The 18,754-nt window shown below is 67.8% G+C and carries 16 protein-coding genes; 12 read left to right on the top strand and 4 right to left on the bottom strand.

Features of this window, described 5'->3' with window-relative positions; translation table 11 throughout:
* Window positions 1–78: 78 nt before the first annotated feature.
* Both AC3FOF_RS22965 and AC3FOF_RS22960 read right to left on the bottom strand, forming a co-directional pair.
* Window positions 79–696 carry a CNP1-like family protein gene (locus AC3FOF_RS22965; RefSeq protein ID WP_017227565.1) on the bottom strand — a complete coding sequence of 206 codons (618 nt, stop codon included), beginning with the start codon at window positions 694–696 and terminating at the stop codon, window positions 79–81.
* On the bottom strand, window positions 689–1,369 hold the full coding sequence (locus tag AC3FOF_RS22960) for an RNA pyrophosphohydrolase (protein WP_017227566.1): 681 nt from the start codon (window positions 1,367–1,369) through the stop codon (window positions 689–691). The genes AC3FOF_RS22965 and AC3FOF_RS22960 overlap by 8 nt, the downstream gene beginning before the upstream one ends.
* 184 nt (window positions 1,370–1,553) lie before the next feature.
* Between AC3FOF_RS22960 and AC3FOF_RS22955 the strand changes: the two genes are divergently transcribed.
* The 6 genes from AC3FOF_RS22955 to AC3FOF_RS22930 all read left to right on the top strand — a co-directional run bounded on the left by AC3FOF_RS22955 (window position 1,554) and on the right by AC3FOF_RS22930 (window position 7,427).
* Window positions 1,554–3,275 (top strand): proline--tRNA ligase, encoded by a 1,722-nt coding sequence (locus AC3FOF_RS22955; protein ID WP_488727880.1) that lies wholly within the window; start codon window positions 1,554–1,556, stop codon window positions 3,273–3,275.
* Window positions 3,276–3,280: 5 nt separating this feature from the next.
* Window positions 3,281–4,048: a lytic transglycosylase domain-containing protein gene (locus AC3FOF_RS22950; protein WP_488727879.1), complete on the top strand. Its 768-nt coding sequence runs from the start codon at window positions 3,281–3,283 to the stop codon at window positions 4,046–4,048.
* Window positions 4,045–5,037 (top strand): 2OG-Fe(II) oxygenase, encoded by a 993-nt coding sequence (locus AC3FOF_RS22945; protein ID WP_488727878.1) that lies wholly within the window; start codon window positions 4,045–4,047, stop codon window positions 5,035–5,037. Before AC3FOF_RS22950 ends, AC3FOF_RS22945 begins: the two co-directional genes overlap by 4 nt.
* Entirely contained in the window at window positions 5,037–5,906 is an 870-nt protein-coding gene (locus AC3FOF_RS22940; protein ID WP_276268638.1) for an AraC family transcriptional regulator, read from the top strand. The genes AC3FOF_RS22945 and AC3FOF_RS22940 overlap by 1 nt, the downstream gene beginning before the upstream one ends.
* 109 nt (window positions 5,907–6,015) lie before the next feature.
* A complete protein-coding gene (locus AC3FOF_RS22935; RefSeq protein ID WP_488727877.1) occupies window positions 6,016–6,687 on the top strand; it encodes a LysE family translocator in 672 nt (223 codons plus the stop codon).
* 119 nt (window positions 6,688–6,806) lie between these two features.
* Window positions 6,807–7,427 (top strand): LysE family translocator, encoded by a 621-nt coding sequence (locus tag AC3FOF_RS22930; RefSeq protein WP_017224401.1) that lies wholly within the window; start codon window positions 6,807–6,809, stop codon window positions 7,425–7,427.
* Here the strand turns inward: AC3FOF_RS22930 and AC3FOF_RS22925 are convergent.
* The gene (locus tag AC3FOF_RS22925; RefSeq protein ID WP_017224402.1) at window positions 7,411–7,953 is read right to left on the bottom strand and encodes a hypoxanthine-guanine phosphoribosyltransferase; all 543 of its coding nucleotides are present in this window, start codon (window positions 7,951–7,953) and stop codon (window positions 7,411–7,413) included. The two genes, AC3FOF_RS22930 and AC3FOF_RS22925, sit on opposite strands and share 17 nt — an antisense overlap.
* 83 nt (window positions 7,954–8,036) lie before the next feature.
* Window positions 8,037–9,431 (bottom strand): signal recognition particle protein, encoded by a 1,395-nt coding sequence (ffh, locus tag AC3FOF_RS22920; RefSeq protein ID WP_276268636.1) that lies wholly within the window; start codon window positions 9,429–9,431, stop codon window positions 8,037–8,039.
* Window positions 9,432–9,534: 103 nt separating this feature from the next.
* Here ffh and AC3FOF_RS22915 point away from each other — a divergent pair, with 103 nt between their 5' ends.
* The 6 genes from AC3FOF_RS22915 (at window position 9,535) to AC3FOF_RS22890 (ending at window position 18,667) form a co-directional block, all read left to right on the top strand.
* On the top strand, window positions 9,535–10,464 hold the full coding sequence (locus tag AC3FOF_RS22915; RefSeq protein ID WP_488727876.1) for a cytochrome C assembly family protein: 930 nt from the start codon (window positions 9,535–9,537) through the stop codon (window positions 10,462–10,464).
* A 7-nt stretch (window positions 10,465–10,471) separates the two neighbouring features.
* The gene (locus tag AC3FOF_RS22910) at window positions 10,472–10,756 is read left to right on the top strand and encodes a PP0621 family protein (protein WP_488727875.1); all 285 of its coding nucleotides are present in this window, start codon (window positions 10,472–10,474) and stop codon (window positions 10,754–10,756) included.
* On the top strand, window positions 10,753–12,813 hold the full coding sequence (locus AC3FOF_RS22905) for a sensor histidine kinase (protein WP_488727874.1): 2,061 nt from the start codon (window positions 10,753–10,755) through the stop codon (window positions 12,811–12,813). The genes AC3FOF_RS22910 and AC3FOF_RS22905 overlap by 4 nt, the downstream gene beginning before the upstream one ends.
* Before the next feature lie 50 nt (window positions 12,814–12,863).
* Window positions 12,864–14,615 (top strand): sigma-54-dependent transcriptional regulator, encoded by a 1,752-nt coding sequence (locus AC3FOF_RS22900; RefSeq protein WP_488727873.1) that lies wholly within the window; start codon window positions 12,864–12,866, stop codon window positions 14,613–14,615.
* A complete protein-coding gene (ampD, locus tag AC3FOF_RS22895) occupies window positions 14,608–15,222 on the top strand; it encodes a 1,6-anhydro-N-acetylmuramyl-L-alanine amidase AmpD (protein WP_035816991.1) in 615 nt (204 codons plus the stop codon). Before AC3FOF_RS22900 ends, ampD begins: the two co-directional genes overlap by 8 nt.
* 502 nt (window positions 15,223–15,724) lie before the next feature.
* On the top strand, window positions 15,725–18,667 hold the full coding sequence (locus AC3FOF_RS22890) for a ribonucleoside-diphosphate reductase subunit alpha (RefSeq protein ID WP_017230383.1): 2,943 nt from the start codon (window positions 15,725–15,727) through the stop codon (window positions 18,665–18,667).
* The last annotated feature ends 87 nt before the right edge of the window (window positions 18,668–18,754 follow it).

Raw genomic sequence — 18,754 nt, 5'->3', positions numbered from 1 at the left:
GCGCGAGGCAGCCCTTTTTACTTGCCCGCCGGCACTGCCGGCGGAGTGCTCCCTGGCGCTTTGGCCATGTCGGCTGCCTTAGCGATAGGCGGGCCTGGTCGGCGCGAAGCCACGCAACTGCTTGACGATGTCTTCCGCCCTGCCGGAGGCGGAACGCCCTTCGCAGAGGAAATCCTTGGCCAGCGTGGCAGCGTAGTTATTGCGCCCGCCGCTGGACAGGCGGGCCCAGTTGTCGCGGTTTTCGCTGCCGTTGGGCACCCATTCGGTCGCGCCCTTGGGCAGCGTCGCGAACAGCTTGCGCTCGAAGGAGTCGCAGCGCACGGCCTCGAAGCTGGCGGTGCGTATGCCGCTGGGGCTGGTAATGACCACGGTATAGCGCACGGCGCCGTCTTCGCCCACCAGCACGGACTTGCCGTCGACCGCGAAATCGAAATTGCCGGTGGTGCCCGCATCGAAGGGGATCAGATCGGCGTCGCGCGGCAGCGCCGGCAGTGTCGTCTTGCCTTCAGTGAAGTCCTTCGGGGCGAACGGGTCGAGGCTTTCCAGGCTGAATGGCTTCTTCGGCTTGTATTCCTCGTCGTCCGCGGCGGGTTTGGCGGTGGTGCCGCAGCCGGCCAGCCCGAGGCAAAGGGTGGCCGCCAGCAGGCAGGCGGCAGGCAGGCTCTGGCGCAAGCCGCGGCCGGCGAAATCAATCATCGGTACTCCGTTCTGTGGACGCCGGCTCGGCCGGCAAGGTTGTGCCCGGATAACCTGCCTGGTCCTGGTGGTGGACCAGGTCGGGCGCATTATCGTGCGTGGTATGTAGTTCGTCCGGCGCCTGGGCATGGCCCGCGCGCGCCGAACCGTGCCGGCCATGGCTGCCGTGCGTGCCGTAGGGACTCAACGGCGCGCGCGTGTTGCGCTGCAGGAAGCGGGACAGCTCGGTCAGCGCCAGTTGATAGACGTCGCGCTTGAACTCGATGACCGCTTCCAGCGGCACCCAATAGTGGCTCCAGCGCCAGGCATCGAACTCCGGATGGTCGGTAGCACGCAGGCGGATGTCGCAATCGCGGCCCGCCATGCGCAACAGGAACCAAATCTGCTTCTGTCCCCTGTAATGGCCGCGGATCTCGCGGCGGATGAACTTGTCCGGCACCTCATAACGCAGCCAGTCGCGCGTGCGACCGACGATCCTGACGTGCTCGGGCAGCAGACCGACTTCTTCATGTAGCTCGCGGTACATCGCCTGTTCCGGCGTTTCGCCGTATTTGATGCCGCCTTGAGGAAACTGCCACGAATGTTCGCCGATGCGCTTGCCCCAGAACACCTCGTTCCGTGCGTTGATGAGGATGATGCCGACGTTCGGGCGAAAGCCTTCACGATCGAGCATGACTGCACCTCGAATCCTTTAGAATTACGTCGATTATAAAGGAAGCGCGTAGCACGGCTTATGCAACGGGCTGCTGGTTTTCCCCGAGCAAAAAGCGCCGCATCAGGCGCACGCGCGCAACGGATTCGCGCCACTCCGTCCCCGGAACCCCCTGGGCCGGCATGGCCTCACGAGAAAGCAACGGATGAAAGCCTCGCAATTCTTCATTTCCACCCTCAAGGAAGCCCCTTCCGACGCGGAAATCGTGTCGCACAAACTGATGATGCGTGCCGGCATGATCAAGAAGCTCGGCGCCGGCATCTATAACTACATGCCGATCGGCCTGCGGGTGATCCGCAAGGTGGAAGCCATCGTGCGCGAGGAAATGAACCGCGCCGGCGCGGTCGAACTGTCGATGCCGGTGATCCAGCCCGCCGAGCTGTGGCAGGAAACCGGCCGCTGGGACAAGATGGGCCCCGAACTGCTGCGCCTGAAGGACCGCCACGAGCGCGACTTTGCCGTGCAGCCCACCTCCGAGGAAGTGGTGACGGACATCGCCCGCAGCGAAATCCGCAGCTACAAGCAGCTGCCGGTCAATTTCTACCAGATCCAGATCAAGTTCCGCGACGAGCGCCGGCCGCGTTTCGGCATCATGCGCGGGCGCGAATTCACCATGAAGGATGCCTACTCCTTCGACCGCGACGCGGCGGGGCTGAAGGTTTCGTACGACAAGATGTTCAACGCCTACACGCGTATCTTCCAGCGCTTCGGCCTGGAGTTCCGTGCCGTGGCGGCCGACAACGGCGCCATCGGCGGCTCCGGTTCGCACGAATTCCACGTGATCGCCGATACCGGCGAGGACGCCATCGTCTATTGCCCGGACTCGGACTACGCCGCCAACATGGAGGCGGCCGAGGCCCTGCCGCTGCTGGCGCAGCGCGCCGCGCCTGCGGAGGAGCTGGTCAATACCCCCACCCCGGGCAAGGCCAAGTGCGAGCAAGTGGCCGAAATGCTGGGTATCCCGCTGGCGCGCACGGTCAAGTCGATCGTGCTGGCCACCGATGGCGAGTCCGGCACGCAGATCTGGCTGCTGCTGCTGCGCGGCGACCATGAACTCAATGAGGTCAAGGCGTCCAAGGTGGCCGGCCTGGCCGACTTCCGTTTTGCCACCGAGACCGAGATCGTCGAGACCTTCGGCACGCCTCCCGGCTACCTCGGCCCGATCAACGCGAAGAAGCCCGTCAACGTGGTGGCCGACCGCACCGTGGCCAATATGAGCGACTTCGTCTGCGGCGCCAACCGGCGGGATTACCACCTGACCGGCGTCAACTGGGGCCGCGACCTGCCCGAGCCCGCAGTGGCGGACCTGCGCAATGTGGTGGAGGGCGATGTTTCGCCGGATGGCAAGGGCGCGCTGGCGATCTGCCGCGGCATCGAGGTCGGGCACGTGTTCATGCTCGGCACGCGTTATTCGGAATCGATGGGCGCCACCTTCCTGGACGAGAACGGCAAGACCCAGCCCATGCAGATGGGCTGCTACGGCATTGGCGTGACCCGTATCCTGGGCGCTGCCATCGAGCAGAACTTCGACGAACGCGGCATTATCTGGCCGGCATCGATCGCCCCGTTCGCGGTGGTGGTCTGCCCGGTCGGCTACGACCGTTCCGAGGCCGTCAAGGCCGAGGCCGACCGCATCCATGCCGAACTCCTGGCGGCCGGCGTCGACGTGATCCTGGACGATCGCGGCGAGCGCCCCGGCGCCATGTTCGCCGACTGGGAACTGATCGGCGTGCCGCACCGCGTGGTGGTGGGCGATCGCGGCCTGAAGGAAGGCCGCGTCGAGTACCAGGGCCGCCGTGACGCCGAGGCCACCCAGTTGGCGGTCGCGGACGTGGTCGGCCACGTGCGCGGGCTGCTGTCGGCCTGAGCGCCATGCGCCTGCCGGGCCTCCCGCGCCTGCCGAAGCCTGGCCCGGGCCGCCGTCTGCGTGCGGCCCGGGCCGGCGCCGGCTTGCTGCTGGTGCTGAGCTCTGCCGCCTACGCCGGGGCCCAGAAGGAAGAAGACCTGGCCGACTCGGTGCGCGGCGCGCTTGCCGCTGCAATTGCCGATAGCCGGCCGGTGCGCCCGGTCTTCGCTTCCACGGGAGACCAGCTGGCCTATATCAAGTGGCTCGGGGAAATGTCGCACCGGCTTGCCGGGCGCATCCCCGAGCCGCAGGTGCGCATCGAACTGATCGAGACCGCCTACTACGAAGCCAAGCGCGCCGGGCTGGAACCGGCGCTGGTGCTAGGGCTGGTGCAGGTCGAGAGCAATTTCCGCAAGTACGCCATCAGCTCGGCCGGCGCCCGCGGGCTGATGCAGGTGATGCCGTTCTGGGCGCGCAGCATCGGCGACGGCGACGCCCGCAAGCTGTTTCACCTGCAGAGCAACCTGCGTTACGGCTGCACCATCCTTCGCCACTACCTGGACCGCGAGCAGGGCGACCTGTTCCTGGCGCTGGGCCGCTACAACGGCAGCCGGGGCCGTCCCGATTATCCCAATGCGGTGCTGGCGGCCTGGAAGCGCTGGCAATTCTCCGAAGCCGCCGTCACCGTGGCCGGCGACCCCGAAGCCGGCACCACCACCCGCGGCCGCGCGCTGCCGCCCGAGGCGCCGGAGCGCAACCCGTTCTCGCCGCAGCGCCTGGCCAATCCGTCATGAGCGGCATCCCCGGCACCCCCGGCAAGGCTGGCTATACCAGTTCCTCGGCGGACCTGGAGCACTGGCTGCGGCGCCACCTCGCGCAGGGCTTCGACGGCGAGGCGCTGGTGCAGTCGATGTGCCAGTCGGGCTACGATCGGGCCTTCGCGCAGGCCACCGTCGCCGCCGCGGTGGCCGCCGCGGCGGGTCATGGCACAAAAGGGGCGGCGAAAGAGATGAAAGGGGCGGCGGAGCGGGAGGCCGAATTGGCTGCGGACCGGGGCATCGGCAAGCCCTCGTCCCCCTCGTCCTCCTCGTCCAGCAACCCCGGCGATCGCCCGGGCGGCCACGGCCATGCCATCGCCCCCGCCGGCCGCAACGCGGTGCGTCACGCGGGGCGCGATATTCCCATCCTGTTCCGGCTCGCCGCGCCGCGCATCGTGCTGTTCCAGCAATTGTTCACCGATGCCGAGTGCGATGCCCTTGTCGCGCTGGCGCGTGGCCGGCTGGTGCGTTCGCCGGTGATCAATCCCGATACCGGCGATGAAAACCTGATCGAGGCGCGCACCAGCCTGGGTGCGATGTTCCAGGTCGGCGAACACCCGCTGATCGAGCGTCTCGAGGCGTGCATCGCCTCGGTCACGGGGATCCCCGCGGAACGCGGCGAAGGCCTGCAGATCCTCAACTACAAGCCCGGCGGCGAGTACCAGGCGCATTACGACTACTTCAATCCCCAGCGGCCTGGCGAAGCGCGCCAGCTCAAGGTGGGGGGGCAGCGCATCGCCACCCTGGTGATCTACCTGAACAGTCCGCCGGCCGGCGGCGCCACCGCTTTCCCCAAGCTCGGCCTCGAGGTGGCGCCGGTCAAGGGCAATGCGGTCTATTTCAGCTATCGCAAGTCCGACGGAACGCTGGACGAGCGCACGCTGCACGCCGGCCTGCCGGTCGAGGCCGGCGAGAAGTGGATCGCTACCAAGTGGCTGCGCGAGCGTCCCTACCGGAGCGAGTGATGGGCGCGCCAGACGATCGTCGTGGCCGAAGCGCCGCAGATGCGGCGCAGCCGGCCCGCTACTGGTTCGACCCGGCCATGCCCTATGTCGAAAGCCGTTGCGCCTGCGACAGCGGCGCCGCCTACCTGCCTCACACCCATCCCACGCTGTCGATCGGCGCCATCGATAGCGGCCACAGCCTGTTCAGCACGGAAGCCGGGCCGGTGCGGCTGTCGCGCGGCGACGTGGTGGTGATCCCGGCCGGCCAGGTGCATGCCTGCAACCCGGTGCCGGACGGGCGCTGGAGCTACCAGATGCTGCATCTCGACCCGGCATGGGTCGAGGCGGTGCTGGCGGCGAATGGCGCGGCGCCGGCGCTGCCGCAGGCACTGGCACGGGTGCGCATCACCAGCGCGGCGGACAGTTACGCGGCCCTGTGCCGGCTCAACCAGATGTTGTTCTCCGCGGCACCGGCGGCGCGCAAGGAGGCCGCGCTGGCCGGCTTCGTCGGGGTGCTGTTGGGCGGCATCGACCCGCGCCAGACCGTCCGCCTGCCGCGCCCGCCCGCCTGCGGCCAGGCCAGCCTGGCCCGCCTGGTGGCGCTGTTGCGCGAGCGCCACGCCGAAGCGCTGCCGCTGGCCGACATGGCGCGCAGCGTCGGCTTGAGCCGCTACCAGCTGATCCGGGCTTTCCGGGCCGAGACGGGCATGACACCACATGCCTACCAGCTCGACCTGCGCATCAACCAGGCGCGCCGGCTGCTGCGCGCGGGCGCGGCGCCGGCGGAAATCGCCCAGGAGCTGGGTTTCTCCGACCAGAGCCATTTCCAGCGCGCATTCAAGCAGCGCGTCGCGCTCACGCCGCGCCACTACCAGCGCCGGCCCCGCTGAGCCGGCCCCGCGCGCGCCGCGGTGCCCGTGCCGCGCAATTTTCTCCAATACGCGCCCCTGCCTGGCAGCCCACACTTCGTGCTCTTCACGAAAGGAAAAAGGGACAGGCATGGATTTACCCGTCGACTCCGGCTTCGGCCAATTCGCCATGGTGGCGGGCGCGCACTTTCTCGCGCTGCTCAGCCCGGGGCCCGATTTCTTCCTGGTGGTGCGCAGCGCGCTGGTGCACGGTGTGGGCCGCGCCAGCGCGGTCTGCCTGGGCATTGCCCTGGGCAATGGCGTGTTTATCTGCCTGGCCATGGCGGGACTGGCCGCCACGCGCACCAGCCAGGGCGTATTCACGCTGCTGCAGTGGGGCGGCTGCCTCTACCTGGCCTGGCTGGGCTGGCGCCTGCTGTCGGCCAGTGGCGAGACCGTGCTGCCGGAGGCGGGCAGCCAGCCGGCGCGCGGCGGGCGCGGTAAAGGCGCCAGCTACGCGGCGCAGCTCGCCACCGGTTTCCTGTCGGCCGTGCTCAATCCGAAGAATTTGCTGTTCTACGCCAGCCTGTTCTCCGTGCTGGCCGGCAGCCGCACGCCATTCGTGGCCCAGGCCGGCTACGGCCTCTGGATGTTCGCCATGGTCTTTGGCTGGGACATGCTGGTGGCGTGGGGCGTGCGCCTGCCGCCGGTGAGGGCGCGCTTCGCCCGCTCGGTGCGCGGCGTGGAGCGGGTGACGGGGCTGGTGCTGTGGGGGATCGCCCTGGTGGTGGCGGTCAATGCACTGCAGGGGGCAAAGCCATAATACCGCTGGCCTCGCGCTTGGCAGGCGTACCGCTAGTTTTCAGGTGAACTGTACCGGTACCGTACTGTTCGATCTGGCTAGACTAGTTCCATTCAAGTCCGCTTCCGATGGAGTCAGTCATGGTAGTGCCCCAGCTTGTCGCCGGATCCGGCGTGTTCGCCGCCTTTTGCGCGTTTGCCCTGGTGTCGTCGATCACCCCGGGACCCAACAACACCATGGTGCTGGCCTCGGGCGTGAACTTCGGCTTTGCCCGCACCGTGCCGCATGTGCTGGGCATCAGCATCGGCTTCGGCCTGATGGTGGCGGTGGTGGGGCTGGGCCTGGGATCGCTGTTCCACGCTTTCCCGTGGACCTGGCAGGTGCTGCGCGTGGTGGCGGCAGTCTATCTCGCCTGGCTGGCCTGGAAGCTGGCGACGTCAGGCGGCCTGCAGGAGCAGGAGGTCGGCAAGCCGATGGGATTCGTGGCGGCCGCGGCGTTCCAGTGGGTCAACCCGAAGGCGTGGGTGATGGCGGTGGGCGCATGCAGCACCTACGTGCTGCACGGCAATGTCTGGCTCAATGTGTTGCTGCTGTCCGGCCTGTTCGCCGTGATCAACCTGCCCAGCGTGGCGATGTGGGCCGTGTTCGGCTCGGCCATGCGGCGCTGGCTGGCGCAGCCGCGCGTGCTGCGCCTGTTCAACGTGGCGATGGCGCTGTTGCTGCTGGCCTCGCTGTGGCCGATCCTCAGCGCAAGGCCCTGATGGCGGGCAGGTTGCGCCAGTAACCGTGCGCGTCCATGCCGCAACCGAAGACATAGCGCTCGGGCACGGTGAAGCCGCAGAAGTCCGGGTGCATGGGCTTGGCCTTCTGCAGCACTTTCTCGCACAGCACGGCGGCGTAGACGTTGGTGGCGCCCATGTCCATGATGCGCTGGCGGATCGCGGCCATGGTTTCGCCTTCGTCGAGGATGTCGTCCAGCACCAGCACCGTGCGGCCCTTGACCGACTCGCGCGGCGCCACGCGCCACTGCATCTCGCCACCCACCGTCTTGTTGTTGTAGCGCGAGAGGTGGATGTAGTCGAATTCGAGCGGAAACGCCAGCTTGGGCAGCAGCATGCCGGTGAAGACGACCGCGCCGCCCATCACCGACAGCACCAGCGGGAATGTGTCGCCCATTTTTTCCGTGATTTCGCCCGCCATGCGGTCCAGGGATGCCTGGACGGCCTCGGCGCTGACGATTTCCTCGGAGTTGGCCCAGAGTTCGCGGGCCTGTTCGGCGGTCATCATGATGTGGATCCTGTCTCTATCGCTGTCTTTGTCTTTTGCAAGTGGCGCGGCGCCCGCAAGCGGGCATCGCCGCGCCGGATGGCTTAGCGGTTGAAGAGTCCCTTCATGCCGCCCTTCATCGCGCCCATCGAGCGCATCATCTTCATCATGCCGCCGCCCTTGAGCTTTTTCATCATGCTCTGCATCTGGTCGAACTGGTTGAGCAGGCGGTTGACTTCCTGCACCGGCACGCCGGCGCCGGTGGCGATGCGGCGCTTGCGGCTGGCCTTGATCAGCTCGGGTTTGGCGCGCTCCTCGGCGGTCATGCTGTTGATGATGCCTTCCATGCGGCGCACCTGCTTTTCCGCCACGTCCATATTGGCACCCTGGGCTTGCTGGGCGAACTGCGCCGGCAGCTTGTCGACCAGGCTGCCCAGGCCGCCCATCTTCTTCATCTGGCCGATCTGGCTCTTGAAGTCCTCGAGGTCGAAGCCGCCGGTCTTCTTGATCTTCTTGGCCAGCTTCTCGGCGGCTTCCATGTCCACGCCGCGCTGGGCTTCCTCGACCAGTGCGAGGATGTCGCCCATGCCCAGGATGCGCTGGGCCATGCGGTCGGGGTAGAAGGGCTCGAGGCCGTCCAGTTTTTCGCCAACGCCGACGAACTTGATCGGGCGGCCGGTGATGTGGCGCACCGACAGCGCGGCGCCGCCGCGCGCATCGCCGTCCAGCTTGGTCAGCACCACGCCGGTCAGCGGCAGCGCGTCATTGAAGGCGCGCGCGGTGTTGACCGCGTCCTGGCCCAGCATGGCGTCGACCACGAACAGGGTTTCGGCCGGCTTGAGCTCGGCGTGCAGGGCGGCGATTTCCTTCATCATCGCCTCGTCGATACCCAGGCGGCCCGCGGTATCGACGATCAGCACGTCGTGGTAGTGCTTCCTGGCCCAGTCCACCGCCGCGCGGGCGATGTCGACCGGGTTCTGGTCGGGCTGGGAGGGGAAGAAGTCGGCGCCGACCTGCTCGGACACGGTCTTGAGCTGGGCGATGGCGGCGGGACGGTAGACGTCGCACGATACCGTCAGCACTTTCTTCTTCTTGTTTTCCTTGAGCCACTTGGCCAGCTTGCCGACGGTGGTGGTCTTGCCTGCGCCCTGCAGGCCGGCCATCAGGATGATGGCCGGCGGCTGCACCGCCAGGTTGAGCTCGCCCGCCTTGTTGTCGGCCGAGAGGCTTTCCTCGCCGCCGATGACAGCGGTCAGCTCGCGCTGCACCACGCCCACCAGCGCCTGGCCGGGCGTGAGGCTGGACACCACATCCTCGCCCAGCGCCTTTTCCTTGACGCGGGCGATGAATTCGCGCACGACCGGCAAGGCCACGTCGGCTTCGAGCATGGCCAGGCGCACTTCGCGCAGCATTTCGGCGGTATTGGCTTCGGTCAGGCGAGCCTCGCCGCGCATGGTCTTGACGACCCGCGCCAGGCGTTGAGTGAGATTGTCCAGCATGGCAGAAGTCCGGGGGATAGGGCTTTATCGAGGCTTGAGGCCGGCTCGGGGCCCGGCTCAAGCGGGGCGCCACCGGGACGGGGCGCTAAGGTAAACTGTGCAAATGGCCATTGTACTGTATGCCTTGACGGCACTTCTCTATTGCGGCCTGGCCTATCACGGCTGGGCGACGCGCAACCCGCAGCTATCGGCTGCCGGCGCCGGCACCGGTGCCATGGGGGGCGCGGCGACCACCGTGGTGCTGCCGGGCGGCGGGGGCGGGCGCGGCGAGGGCCGCCCGGCCTGGTGGCACGCCCTGATGCTGGCCGCGCTGGCCAGCCACGGCCTGCTGCTCCACGAAACCATCTTCCCGGCGGACCGCATGATGTTCGGCTTTGCCTTCGCGCTGTCGGCCATGCTGTGGCTGGGCGTGGGCATCTACTGGATCGAGAGCTTCTTCTTTTCGCTGGCTGGCCTGGGCCTGATCGTGATCCCGGTGGCGATGCTAGCCAGCCTGATGCCGCTGGCCTTTCCCGGGGCGCAGATCCTCGGCTACGCGGCGGCGCCGCTGTTCAAGCTGCACTTCATTATTGCCAATGTGGCTTATGGGCTCTTTACGCTGGCGGCCTTCCATGCCTTCCTGATGCTGCTGGCCGAGCGCCGCCTGCACGGTTTCAACCGCTCGCCCCAGCTTGGCAAGGCCAGCGAGCCGGCGCAATGGGTCGGCCGCTGGCTCGACCTGCTGCCGCCCCTGCTGACGCTGGAGAAACTGCTGTTCCGCCTGATCGGCGCAGGCTTCGTGCTGCTCACGCTGACGATCCTGTCGGGCCTGCTGTTCTCCGAGCAGTTGTTCGGGAGGGCCTTCCGGCTCGATCACAAGACCGTGTTCGCGCTGGTGTCCTGGGTGATGTTCGCCGGCATCCTGGCCGGGCGCACTTTCTATGGCTGGCGTGGCCGCACCGCCCTGCGCTGGGTGATCGCGTCCTTCGGCATCCTGCTGCTGGCCTATGTCGGCAGCCGTTTCGTCATCGAAGTCATCCTGCACCGGATCTGATCCCGCCATGGCACGCATTTTCCTGGTCCTGGCCGTGGTGCTGGGCTTTTTCTGGTGGCTGCGGCAGCGCGCCGAGGCACGCCGGCGCGAGGAGCGCGCTGCCCGTCCGGGCGCGGCGCAAGGTCCTGCCGCGCGGCAGCCGCAAGCCGCACCGCCGCAGGAGGCCATGGTGCAATGCGCGCATTGCGGCGTGCACCTGCCGCAGGGCGAAGCCATCGCCTATCGCGGCCTGTATTACTGCCGGCGCGCCCATCTGCCGGCCGACAGCGACGCGGACAGCCCCGCCGCATGAGCCGGCGCGTCTCGTTCTGGTCCCGCCTGAACGCCTGGCACGTCGTCGCCGCCATGTGGCGGCGGCCAGAACCCCCTGAATTCCACTGGCGCCTGCTGCGCTATTTCGCCTGGACCCGGATGGCGGTGGCGGTCCTGCTGCTGGGCTATGCGTGGCTGCCCGCCCAGCGCGCCGAGACCCTGCTGGCGCTGGGTAGCGGCCCGGCTGCGTGGCCGCTGGCCGTGCCCTATGCCGCGATGGCGTTGGCCATGGTAGCGGCCACCCTGTGGTGGCGGCGCGGATTTCACCTGAGGGTGCGATGCCAGGTGCTGGCCGATCTTGTCTTGCTGGGCCTGATCTTTCACGCGCAGGGCCATCGTGGCGAGGGCCTGGCCATGATCTTCCTGCTGCCGGCGCTGCAGGCCGGCGCGCTCACCAGCCTGCTGTTCGCGCTGTTCGCCGCGGCAGCTTCGGCGCTGGTGGTGATGAGCACGCCCTTTGCGCAGACCCTGCTGCTGGCGCAGGCCGATGCGGGCCTGCTGGGCTCGGGGCTGTACGGCCTGGTTTTCATGATCGCGGCTTCGCTGATGTACCTGCTGGCCAACCGCCAGCTGGCGCAGGAGCAACTGGCGATGGCGCGCGAGCAGGAGCTGCGCCTGCAGCAGCTGGTCAACCGGCTGATGGTCAACGATATGCAGGATGGCGTCATGCTGTTGCGCGCCAATGGCGCGGTGGTGGCGGCCAACCCGGCGGCGGTGGTGCTGCTCGGCGTGCAGCCGGCGGAGCGGGGCAAGCCGGCCGGCACGCCCGCCACCGGGCGCGACGCCTTGTTCGACCTGCGCCAGATTCCCCGCCTGCAGCCGCTGATGGAGATGCTGCGCGACTGGGTGCGCAGCAAGGACGACGCGCCCCGCATTCTGCAATTGCTGCCGCTGCCGTCGCGGCCCTCCTCGGGCCGGGGTCCCATCCTGCATACCCGGCTGCGGCTGCGCTTCCTGCTGCCGGGGCTGGCCAGCCTGCGCTCGACCTTCGCCTCCTCGCTGTCGGTTTCGCTGGGCGCGCAGAACGCCATGAACACCGCCGCCTGGAGCGAGCTCACCCCCGAAGCGGCAGCACGCCTGCGCCTGGCCATCGCCCAGAGCGAAGCCATGGCCTGGCGCCCGGAAGACGAGGCGCTGCTGCGCAGCGAGATGCGCGATACGGTGCTGGTCCATATCGAAAGCTGGGAGCGCATCGCCGAGCAGGTGCAACAGGAGAAGCTGGCCGCCATGGGGCGCCTGGTAGCGAGCGTGGCGCACCAGATCCGCAACCCGCTGGCGGCCATCAGCCAGGCCAGCGAGCTGCTGGCCGAAACCAGCCGCCGCGGCACCCGTCCCGGCGAGGCGGGGCGGCCCGAGGGCGATGTCGATGCGCGCCTGTTGCGCATCATCCACGACAATGTGCTGCGGCTCGACCAGGTGGTGTCGGATGTGCTGCAGATGTCGCGCCGGCCGCGTACCGAGCGGGCCGCCGTCGACCTGAACCAGGCCCTGCCCGAGATCGTTGGCCGCTGGCGGCTGGAAATGCGCTCGCGCTCGGCCAGCGACGATCCGATCGGCGCGCGGCGCATGCCGCGCTCGGCCGAGATCAATGCCAATGCGATCCGGCTGACGGTCGACGTGGCGCGGCCGGTCATCTTCGACCCCTCGCAACTGCAGCAGGTGCTCGGCAACCTGCTGGACAACGCGTGGCGGTATTGCAGCCGCCTGCCGGGGGCGATCCGCCTGCTGGCGCATGCGCTGGATCAGCATCACGCCGAGCTGATCGTCTGGAACGACGGCGCCGAAGTGTCGCGCGAGCACCAGCGCACCCTGTTCGAGCCTTTCTTTACCAGCAATGCCCAGGGCACCGGATTGGGCCTGTTCATGGCGCGCGAGCTATGCGGCGCCAACGACGCCCAGGTGCGCTACGGCACGATTTCCCTCGACGCGCTGCTGGCGCAGACCGGCATGCTGGCGCCGGCCGCACGCGATACACTGCCGGCCAAGGCTTTTGTACTGACCTTGCGCATCGACGCGCCGGACAATGCCGGCGGCTGACCCGCGCCGGCTGCCCGACGCCACTTCGCCAACCCGCCAGACGCAGACCCATGCTCCTGAAGACGCCAGGCCCCGATCCGATTCTTGTCATCGACGATGAGGCCGACCTGCGAGAACTGCTCGAGATCTCCATCCGCCGCATGGGTCACGACGTGGTGCTGGCTGGCTCGCTGGCCGAGGCGCGCCAGCACCTGGCGGCGCGCCGCTACAGCCTGGTGCTGACCGATATGCGGCTCGGCGACGGGCTCGGCATCGATATCGTGCGCCAGCTATCGAGCGCGCCGGAGCGGGTGCCGGTGGCGGTCATCACCGCCTACGGCAGCGCAGACAACGCCGTGGAGGCGCTCAAGGCAGGCGCTTTCGACTACATCGCCAAGCCGGTCTCGCTGGACCACCTGCGCAGCCTGATCCTGAACGCGCTGGGGCGCCAGCGGCGCGACAGCGCCGAGGAGGGTGGCGGCGCGGCGCCTGAGACCGCGGACCGCGCGGCCAGCTTGCTGCCGGGCCATTCGCCCGCCATGCACGAAGTCCGGCGCGCGCTGTCCCGGCTGGCGCGCAGCATGGCGCCGATCGTCATCAGCGGCGAGTCCGGCAGCGGCAAGGAGCGCGCGGCGCGCGCCATCCACGCGGTCAGCACCCGCGCCGCGCATCCCTTTATCGCGGTCAATTGCGGCGCCATTCCCGAAACCCTGATGGAGTCCGAGTTCTTCGGCTATGCGAAGGGCGCCTTCACGGGTGCCGACGCCGAGCGCGGCGGCTTCTTCCAGGCCGCCAACGGCGGCACGCTGCTGCTCGACGAGGTGGCCGACCTGCCGCTGGCGATGCAGGTCAAGCTGCTGCGCGTGCTGCAGGAGCGGCGCGTGCGCAAGATCGGCGCCAGCCGCGAGGAGAGCGTGGATGTGCGGGTGCTGTGCGCCAGCCACAAGGACCTCTCCGGCATGGTCGCATCCGGCCAGTTCCGCCAGGACCTGTTCTACCGCCTCAACGTGCTGGCGCTGCGCATGCCGACGCTGCGCGAACGGCGCGAGGATATCCCGGTGCTGGCGGGCGCCATCCTGGAGCACCTGGCGGTGCGCTACGGCGACCGCTATCCCAAGCGGCTGTCCGCGGCCGCGTTGCAGGTGCTGTCGGACTACCCCTTCCCCGGCAATGTGCGGGAGCTGGAAAACCTGCTCGAGCGCGCCTATGCCTTCGCGGAAGGCCTGATCATCGAGGTGGCCGACCTTGGCCCGCTGGAGGCGGGCATGGCGCTTTCCGCCACGCCGCGCCCGGCCGGGCAGCCGCCGTACCTGCCGCCGGCCGAGGCGTTGCAACGGGCCGCCGGGGCGGCGCCGGTAGCGGCAGCGCCCAGCCCGTCCTCCCTGGCGGCCGGCTGGTCGGCGCCTGCGCCTGCCGCACCGGCTGCCTGGTCCGATCCCGGGCAGCATGGCTGGCCCGATCCGCAGCGCGACGCGCGAGCCGAGGCCACGCCGGCCCGATCGGGCATGCCGCCGGAACCCGTCCCGCAGCCCGTGGCGCCGCGTCCGGGGGAGTTGGCGGGAGAGCCTTGCCGTGCGAGCTTCCCGATCGACCTGCCCGGCCGCCTCGAAGCGCTGGAGCGCGACCTGATCCTGCAGGCGCTCCAGCAGACCGGCTTCAACCGTACCGCTGCCGCGCCGCTGCTGGGCCTGAGTTTTCGCCAGCTGCGCTACCGCATCCAGCAACTGGGGATTCGCGAGGGCCGGGACGACCCGGCCGAGGGCACGGCCGACAGCGCCGATGGCGGGCAATTTGCCGCCGCCGAGGGAGGCCGCGATGCCTGAGCTTCGCCTCGCTCCCGATCCCGGCCCCGGGTTCAGTCCGGACCCGGCGGGCTGGGTGCCTGCGGCGCGCCGCGTGCCATCGCCCAATTTCGATGCGCGCCCGGCACATATGCCGGTCGACCTCGTGGTGCTGCACAACATCAGCCTGCCGCCGGGCCAGTTCGGCAGCGGCGATATCGAGGCTTTCTTCCAGAACCGCCTCGACCCGGCCCGCCATCCCTTCTTCGCTACGATCTGTCAGGTGCGGGTTTCGGCGCATTTCCTGGTGACGCGAGAAGGCGAACTGGTCCAGTTCGTTTCCTGCCTGGACCGGGCCTGGCACGCAGGCCAGTCCGAGTTCCTGGGGCGGCCTCGTTGCAACGACTTTTCCATCGGCATCGAGATCGAAGGCTGCGACGACCTGCCGTTCGCGTTGGCGCAATACCACACCACCGCGGCGCTGGTGCGTGCGCTGTTTGCCGCCTACCCGGTGCGGGCGGTGGCGGGGCACAGCGATATCGCGCCCGGACGCAAGACCGATCCCGGCCCGCATTTCGACTGGACGGGCTTTGCCGCCGCCGCCGGCCTGGCTCCGGCGCTGTTGCCCTACCGCAAAGACCTGCCCTGAAGCAAGCGGCAACTGCGCGGCCTAGGGGGAAAGCGCGAATTGGGGGAAACCCTGATAAAGTGCGCGCCTATCGAAGCGGCCCGGTCAATCAAAAAAATTTCGTGTCATGGCGCGGTAACGCACCGTCGGGCGGGATCCCTTGCGTCTCTTGGGCTGGCGGGTATGGCGCAGCGCCGCATGCCTCGGCCGGCACTGGAATCGCATCAAAAATATGCTTGTCAAGACTGGTTAAACCGCCTCGTTTCACTATACTTAGTCCAGTTTTTCGCATCGACCACTATATCTAGTGGTGCTTTCGGGGAGCCGGCCTAGGTGTGCAGTTTCCGCCGCGGCGTTACGCCGTGGTCCGCCCAAGGATCGGCGCATCACAAGAGTCCCAGCAGAATCCAGCAAGGTAGCGCGCTCCCCGGTCAGGGCCGGCCGGCGTGCCTGGTCATTTCTTGCGCGTTTTGCCAGGGACTCTTTGTCACTCATAAAACACGGGTCAGAACAGGAGTTCCTCATGCAGACAGCCCAGAACGAATTTTCCGCCAGCGCCACCGCCGCCGGTGCGGCAGCGAACCCGCAGTCGAGCCCCGCTACTGCCGCCGCTGGCGGCTACCAGGACTACAAGATCATCCGCCGCAACGGCGCCGTGGTGGCGTTCGAGCCGAGCAAGATCTCGGTGGCGGTGACCAAGGCCTTCCTGGCCGTCAACGGCGGGCAGGGCGCCGCTTCGGCGCGTGTGCGCGAAGTGGTCGAGCAAGTGACCCAGAATGTGGTCCGCGCCCTGCTGCGCAGCCGTCCCAACGGCGGCACTTTCCATATCGAGGACGTGCAGGATCACGTGGAACTGGCGCTGATGCGTTCGGGCGAGCATGAAGTGGCCCGTTCCTACGTGCTGTACCGCGAGAAGCGCACCCAGGAACGCGCCCAGGCCAACGCCCAGGCGGTGGCCCGCGTGCAGGAAGGCGGCGTCACCTTCAATGTGACCGATGGCGGCGTGGCCCGCGTGCTGGACCTGAACGCGCTGCACGGCCTGATCGACAACGCTTGCTCCGGCCTGGGCGACGCGGTCAGCGCCGAGCCCATCCTCAAGGAAACGCTGAAGAACCTGTACGACGGCGTGCCCATGACGCAGGTCTACGACTCGGCCATCCTGGCCGCGCGTACCCTGATCGAGAAGGACCCGGCCTACAGCCAGGTTACCGCGCGTATCCTGCTGCACACCATCCGCAAGGAAATCCTGGGTGCCGAAGTGACCCAGACCGAGATGGTCTCGCGCTATGCCGAGTACTTCCCCAAGTTCATCGCGCGCGGCATCGAGGCCGAGCTGCTGGACGAAAAGCTGGCCACCTATGACCTGGCCCGCCTGGGCGCGGCACTCGACGCCCAGCGCGACTTCCAGTTCAACTACCTGGGCCTGCAGACCCTGTACGACCGCTACTTCCTGCACATCGACGAAGTCCGCATCGAAATGCCGCAGGCCTTCTTCATGCGGGTGGCGATGGGCCTGGCGCTGGGCGAGAAGGACCGCGAGGCACGTGCCATCGAGTTCTACCAGCTGCTGTCGTCGTTCGACTTCATGTCGTCCACGCCGACCCTGTTCAACTCGGGCACCCGCCGCTCGCAGCTGTCGTCGTGCTACCTGACCACCGTTTCGGACGACCTCGAGGGCATCTATGAAGCGCTCAAGGAAAACGCGCTGCTGTCCAAGTTCGCCGGCGGCCTGGGCAACGACTGGACCAATGTGCGCGCGCTCGGCTCGCACATCAAGGGCACCAATGGCAAGTCGCAAGGCGTGGTGCCGTTCCTGAAGGTGGTGAACGACACCGCCGTGGCGGTCAACCAGGGCGGCAAGCGCAAGGGCGCGGTCTGCGCCTACCTGGAAACCTGGCACCTGGACATCGAGGAATTCCTCGAACTGCGCAAGAACACCGGCGACGACCGCCGCCGCACCCACGACATGAACACGGCGAACTGGATTCCCGACCTGTTCATGAAGCGCGTGATGGAAGCCGGCGAATGGACGCTGTTCTCGCCGGCCACCTGCCCGGACCTGCACGACAAGGTCGGCAAGGCGTTCGAGGCCGCCTACCTGGGCTATGAAGCCAAGGCCGCCAGCGGCGAGCTGAAGCTGTTCAAGAAGGTCCCCGCGCTGCAGCTGTGGCGCAAGATGCTGGGCATGCTGTTCGAGACCGGCCACCCGTGGATCACCTTCAAGGATCCGTGCAACATCCGCAGCCCGCAGCAGCACGTGGGCGTGGTGCACAGCTCCAACCTGTGCACGGAAATCACGCTCAACACCAACGACAGCGAAATCGCCGTGTGCAACCTGGGTTCGGTGAACCTGGTGGCCCACCTGAAGCAACAGGCCGACGGCACCCAGGTGCTCGACCACGCCAAGCTCGAGAAGACCATCCGCACCGCGATGCGCATGCTCGACAACGTGATCGACATCAACTACTACGCGGTCGAGAAAGCGCGCAACTCCAACCTGCGCCACCGTCCGGTCGGCATGGGCATCATGGGCTTCCAGGACTGCCTGCACGTGCTGCGCCTGCCGTACGCCAGCGACGCCGCGGTGCAGTTCGCCGACACCTCGATGGAAGCGGTGTGCTACTACGCCTACCGTGCCTCGAGCGAGCTGGCCGAGGAACGCGGCCGCTACAGCACCTATGAAGGCTCGCTGTGGGATCGCGGCATCCTGCCCCAGGACTCGCTCAAGCTGCTGGCCGAAGAACGCGGCGGCTACCTGGAAGTGGATCACTCCTCGACCATGGACTGGGACAGCCTGCGTGCGCGCATCAAGCAGCACGGCATGCGCAACTCCAACTGCATCGCGATCGCGCCGACGGCCACGATCTCGAACATCATCGGCGTGTCGGCCTGCATCGAACCGACCTTCCAGAACCTGTACGTGAAGTCCAACCTGTCGGGCGAATTCACGGTGGTCAACGACTACCTGGTGCGCGACCTGAAGGCACGCGGCCTGTGGGACGAAGTGATGGTTGCCGACCTGAAGTATTTCGACGGCAAGCTGTCGCGCATCGACCGCATTCCGCAAGACCTGCGCGACATCTACGCCACCGCGTTCGAAGTCGAGCCGAGCTGGCTGGTGGAAGCCGCCAGCCGCCGCCAGAAATGGATCGACCAGGCCCAGTCGCTGAACATCTACATGGCCGGCGCCTCGGGCAAGAAGCTGGACGATACCTACAAGCTGGCCTGGCTGCGCGGCCTGAAGACCACGTACTACCTGCGCACCATGGCAGCCACCCACGTGGAGAAATCCACCGTGTCGCGCGGCTCGCTCAACGCCGTGTCGTCGGGTAGCGAAGGTGGCATCGGCGCCGCCGGCATCGACCAGGCTGCCGCCTCCGCACCGGCCATGCCGGAAGCCGAAGGCGCGGTCTGCACGATGCGCCCGGGCGACCCCGGCTTCGAAGAGTGCGAGGCCTGCCAGTAAGCCGCCCCCAGTCAGTCATTACCTGCCATGCCTCCCGCCGCGCCGTTCGCGCGGCGGGAGGCATGGCAAACCAAAGCATTCCACGGA

Source organism: Cupriavidus sp. 96C5-1 (assembly GCF_057798855.1).
Note: the sequence above shows the minus strand (reverse complement) of the source record. Positions and strands in the feature narration are given on the sequence as shown.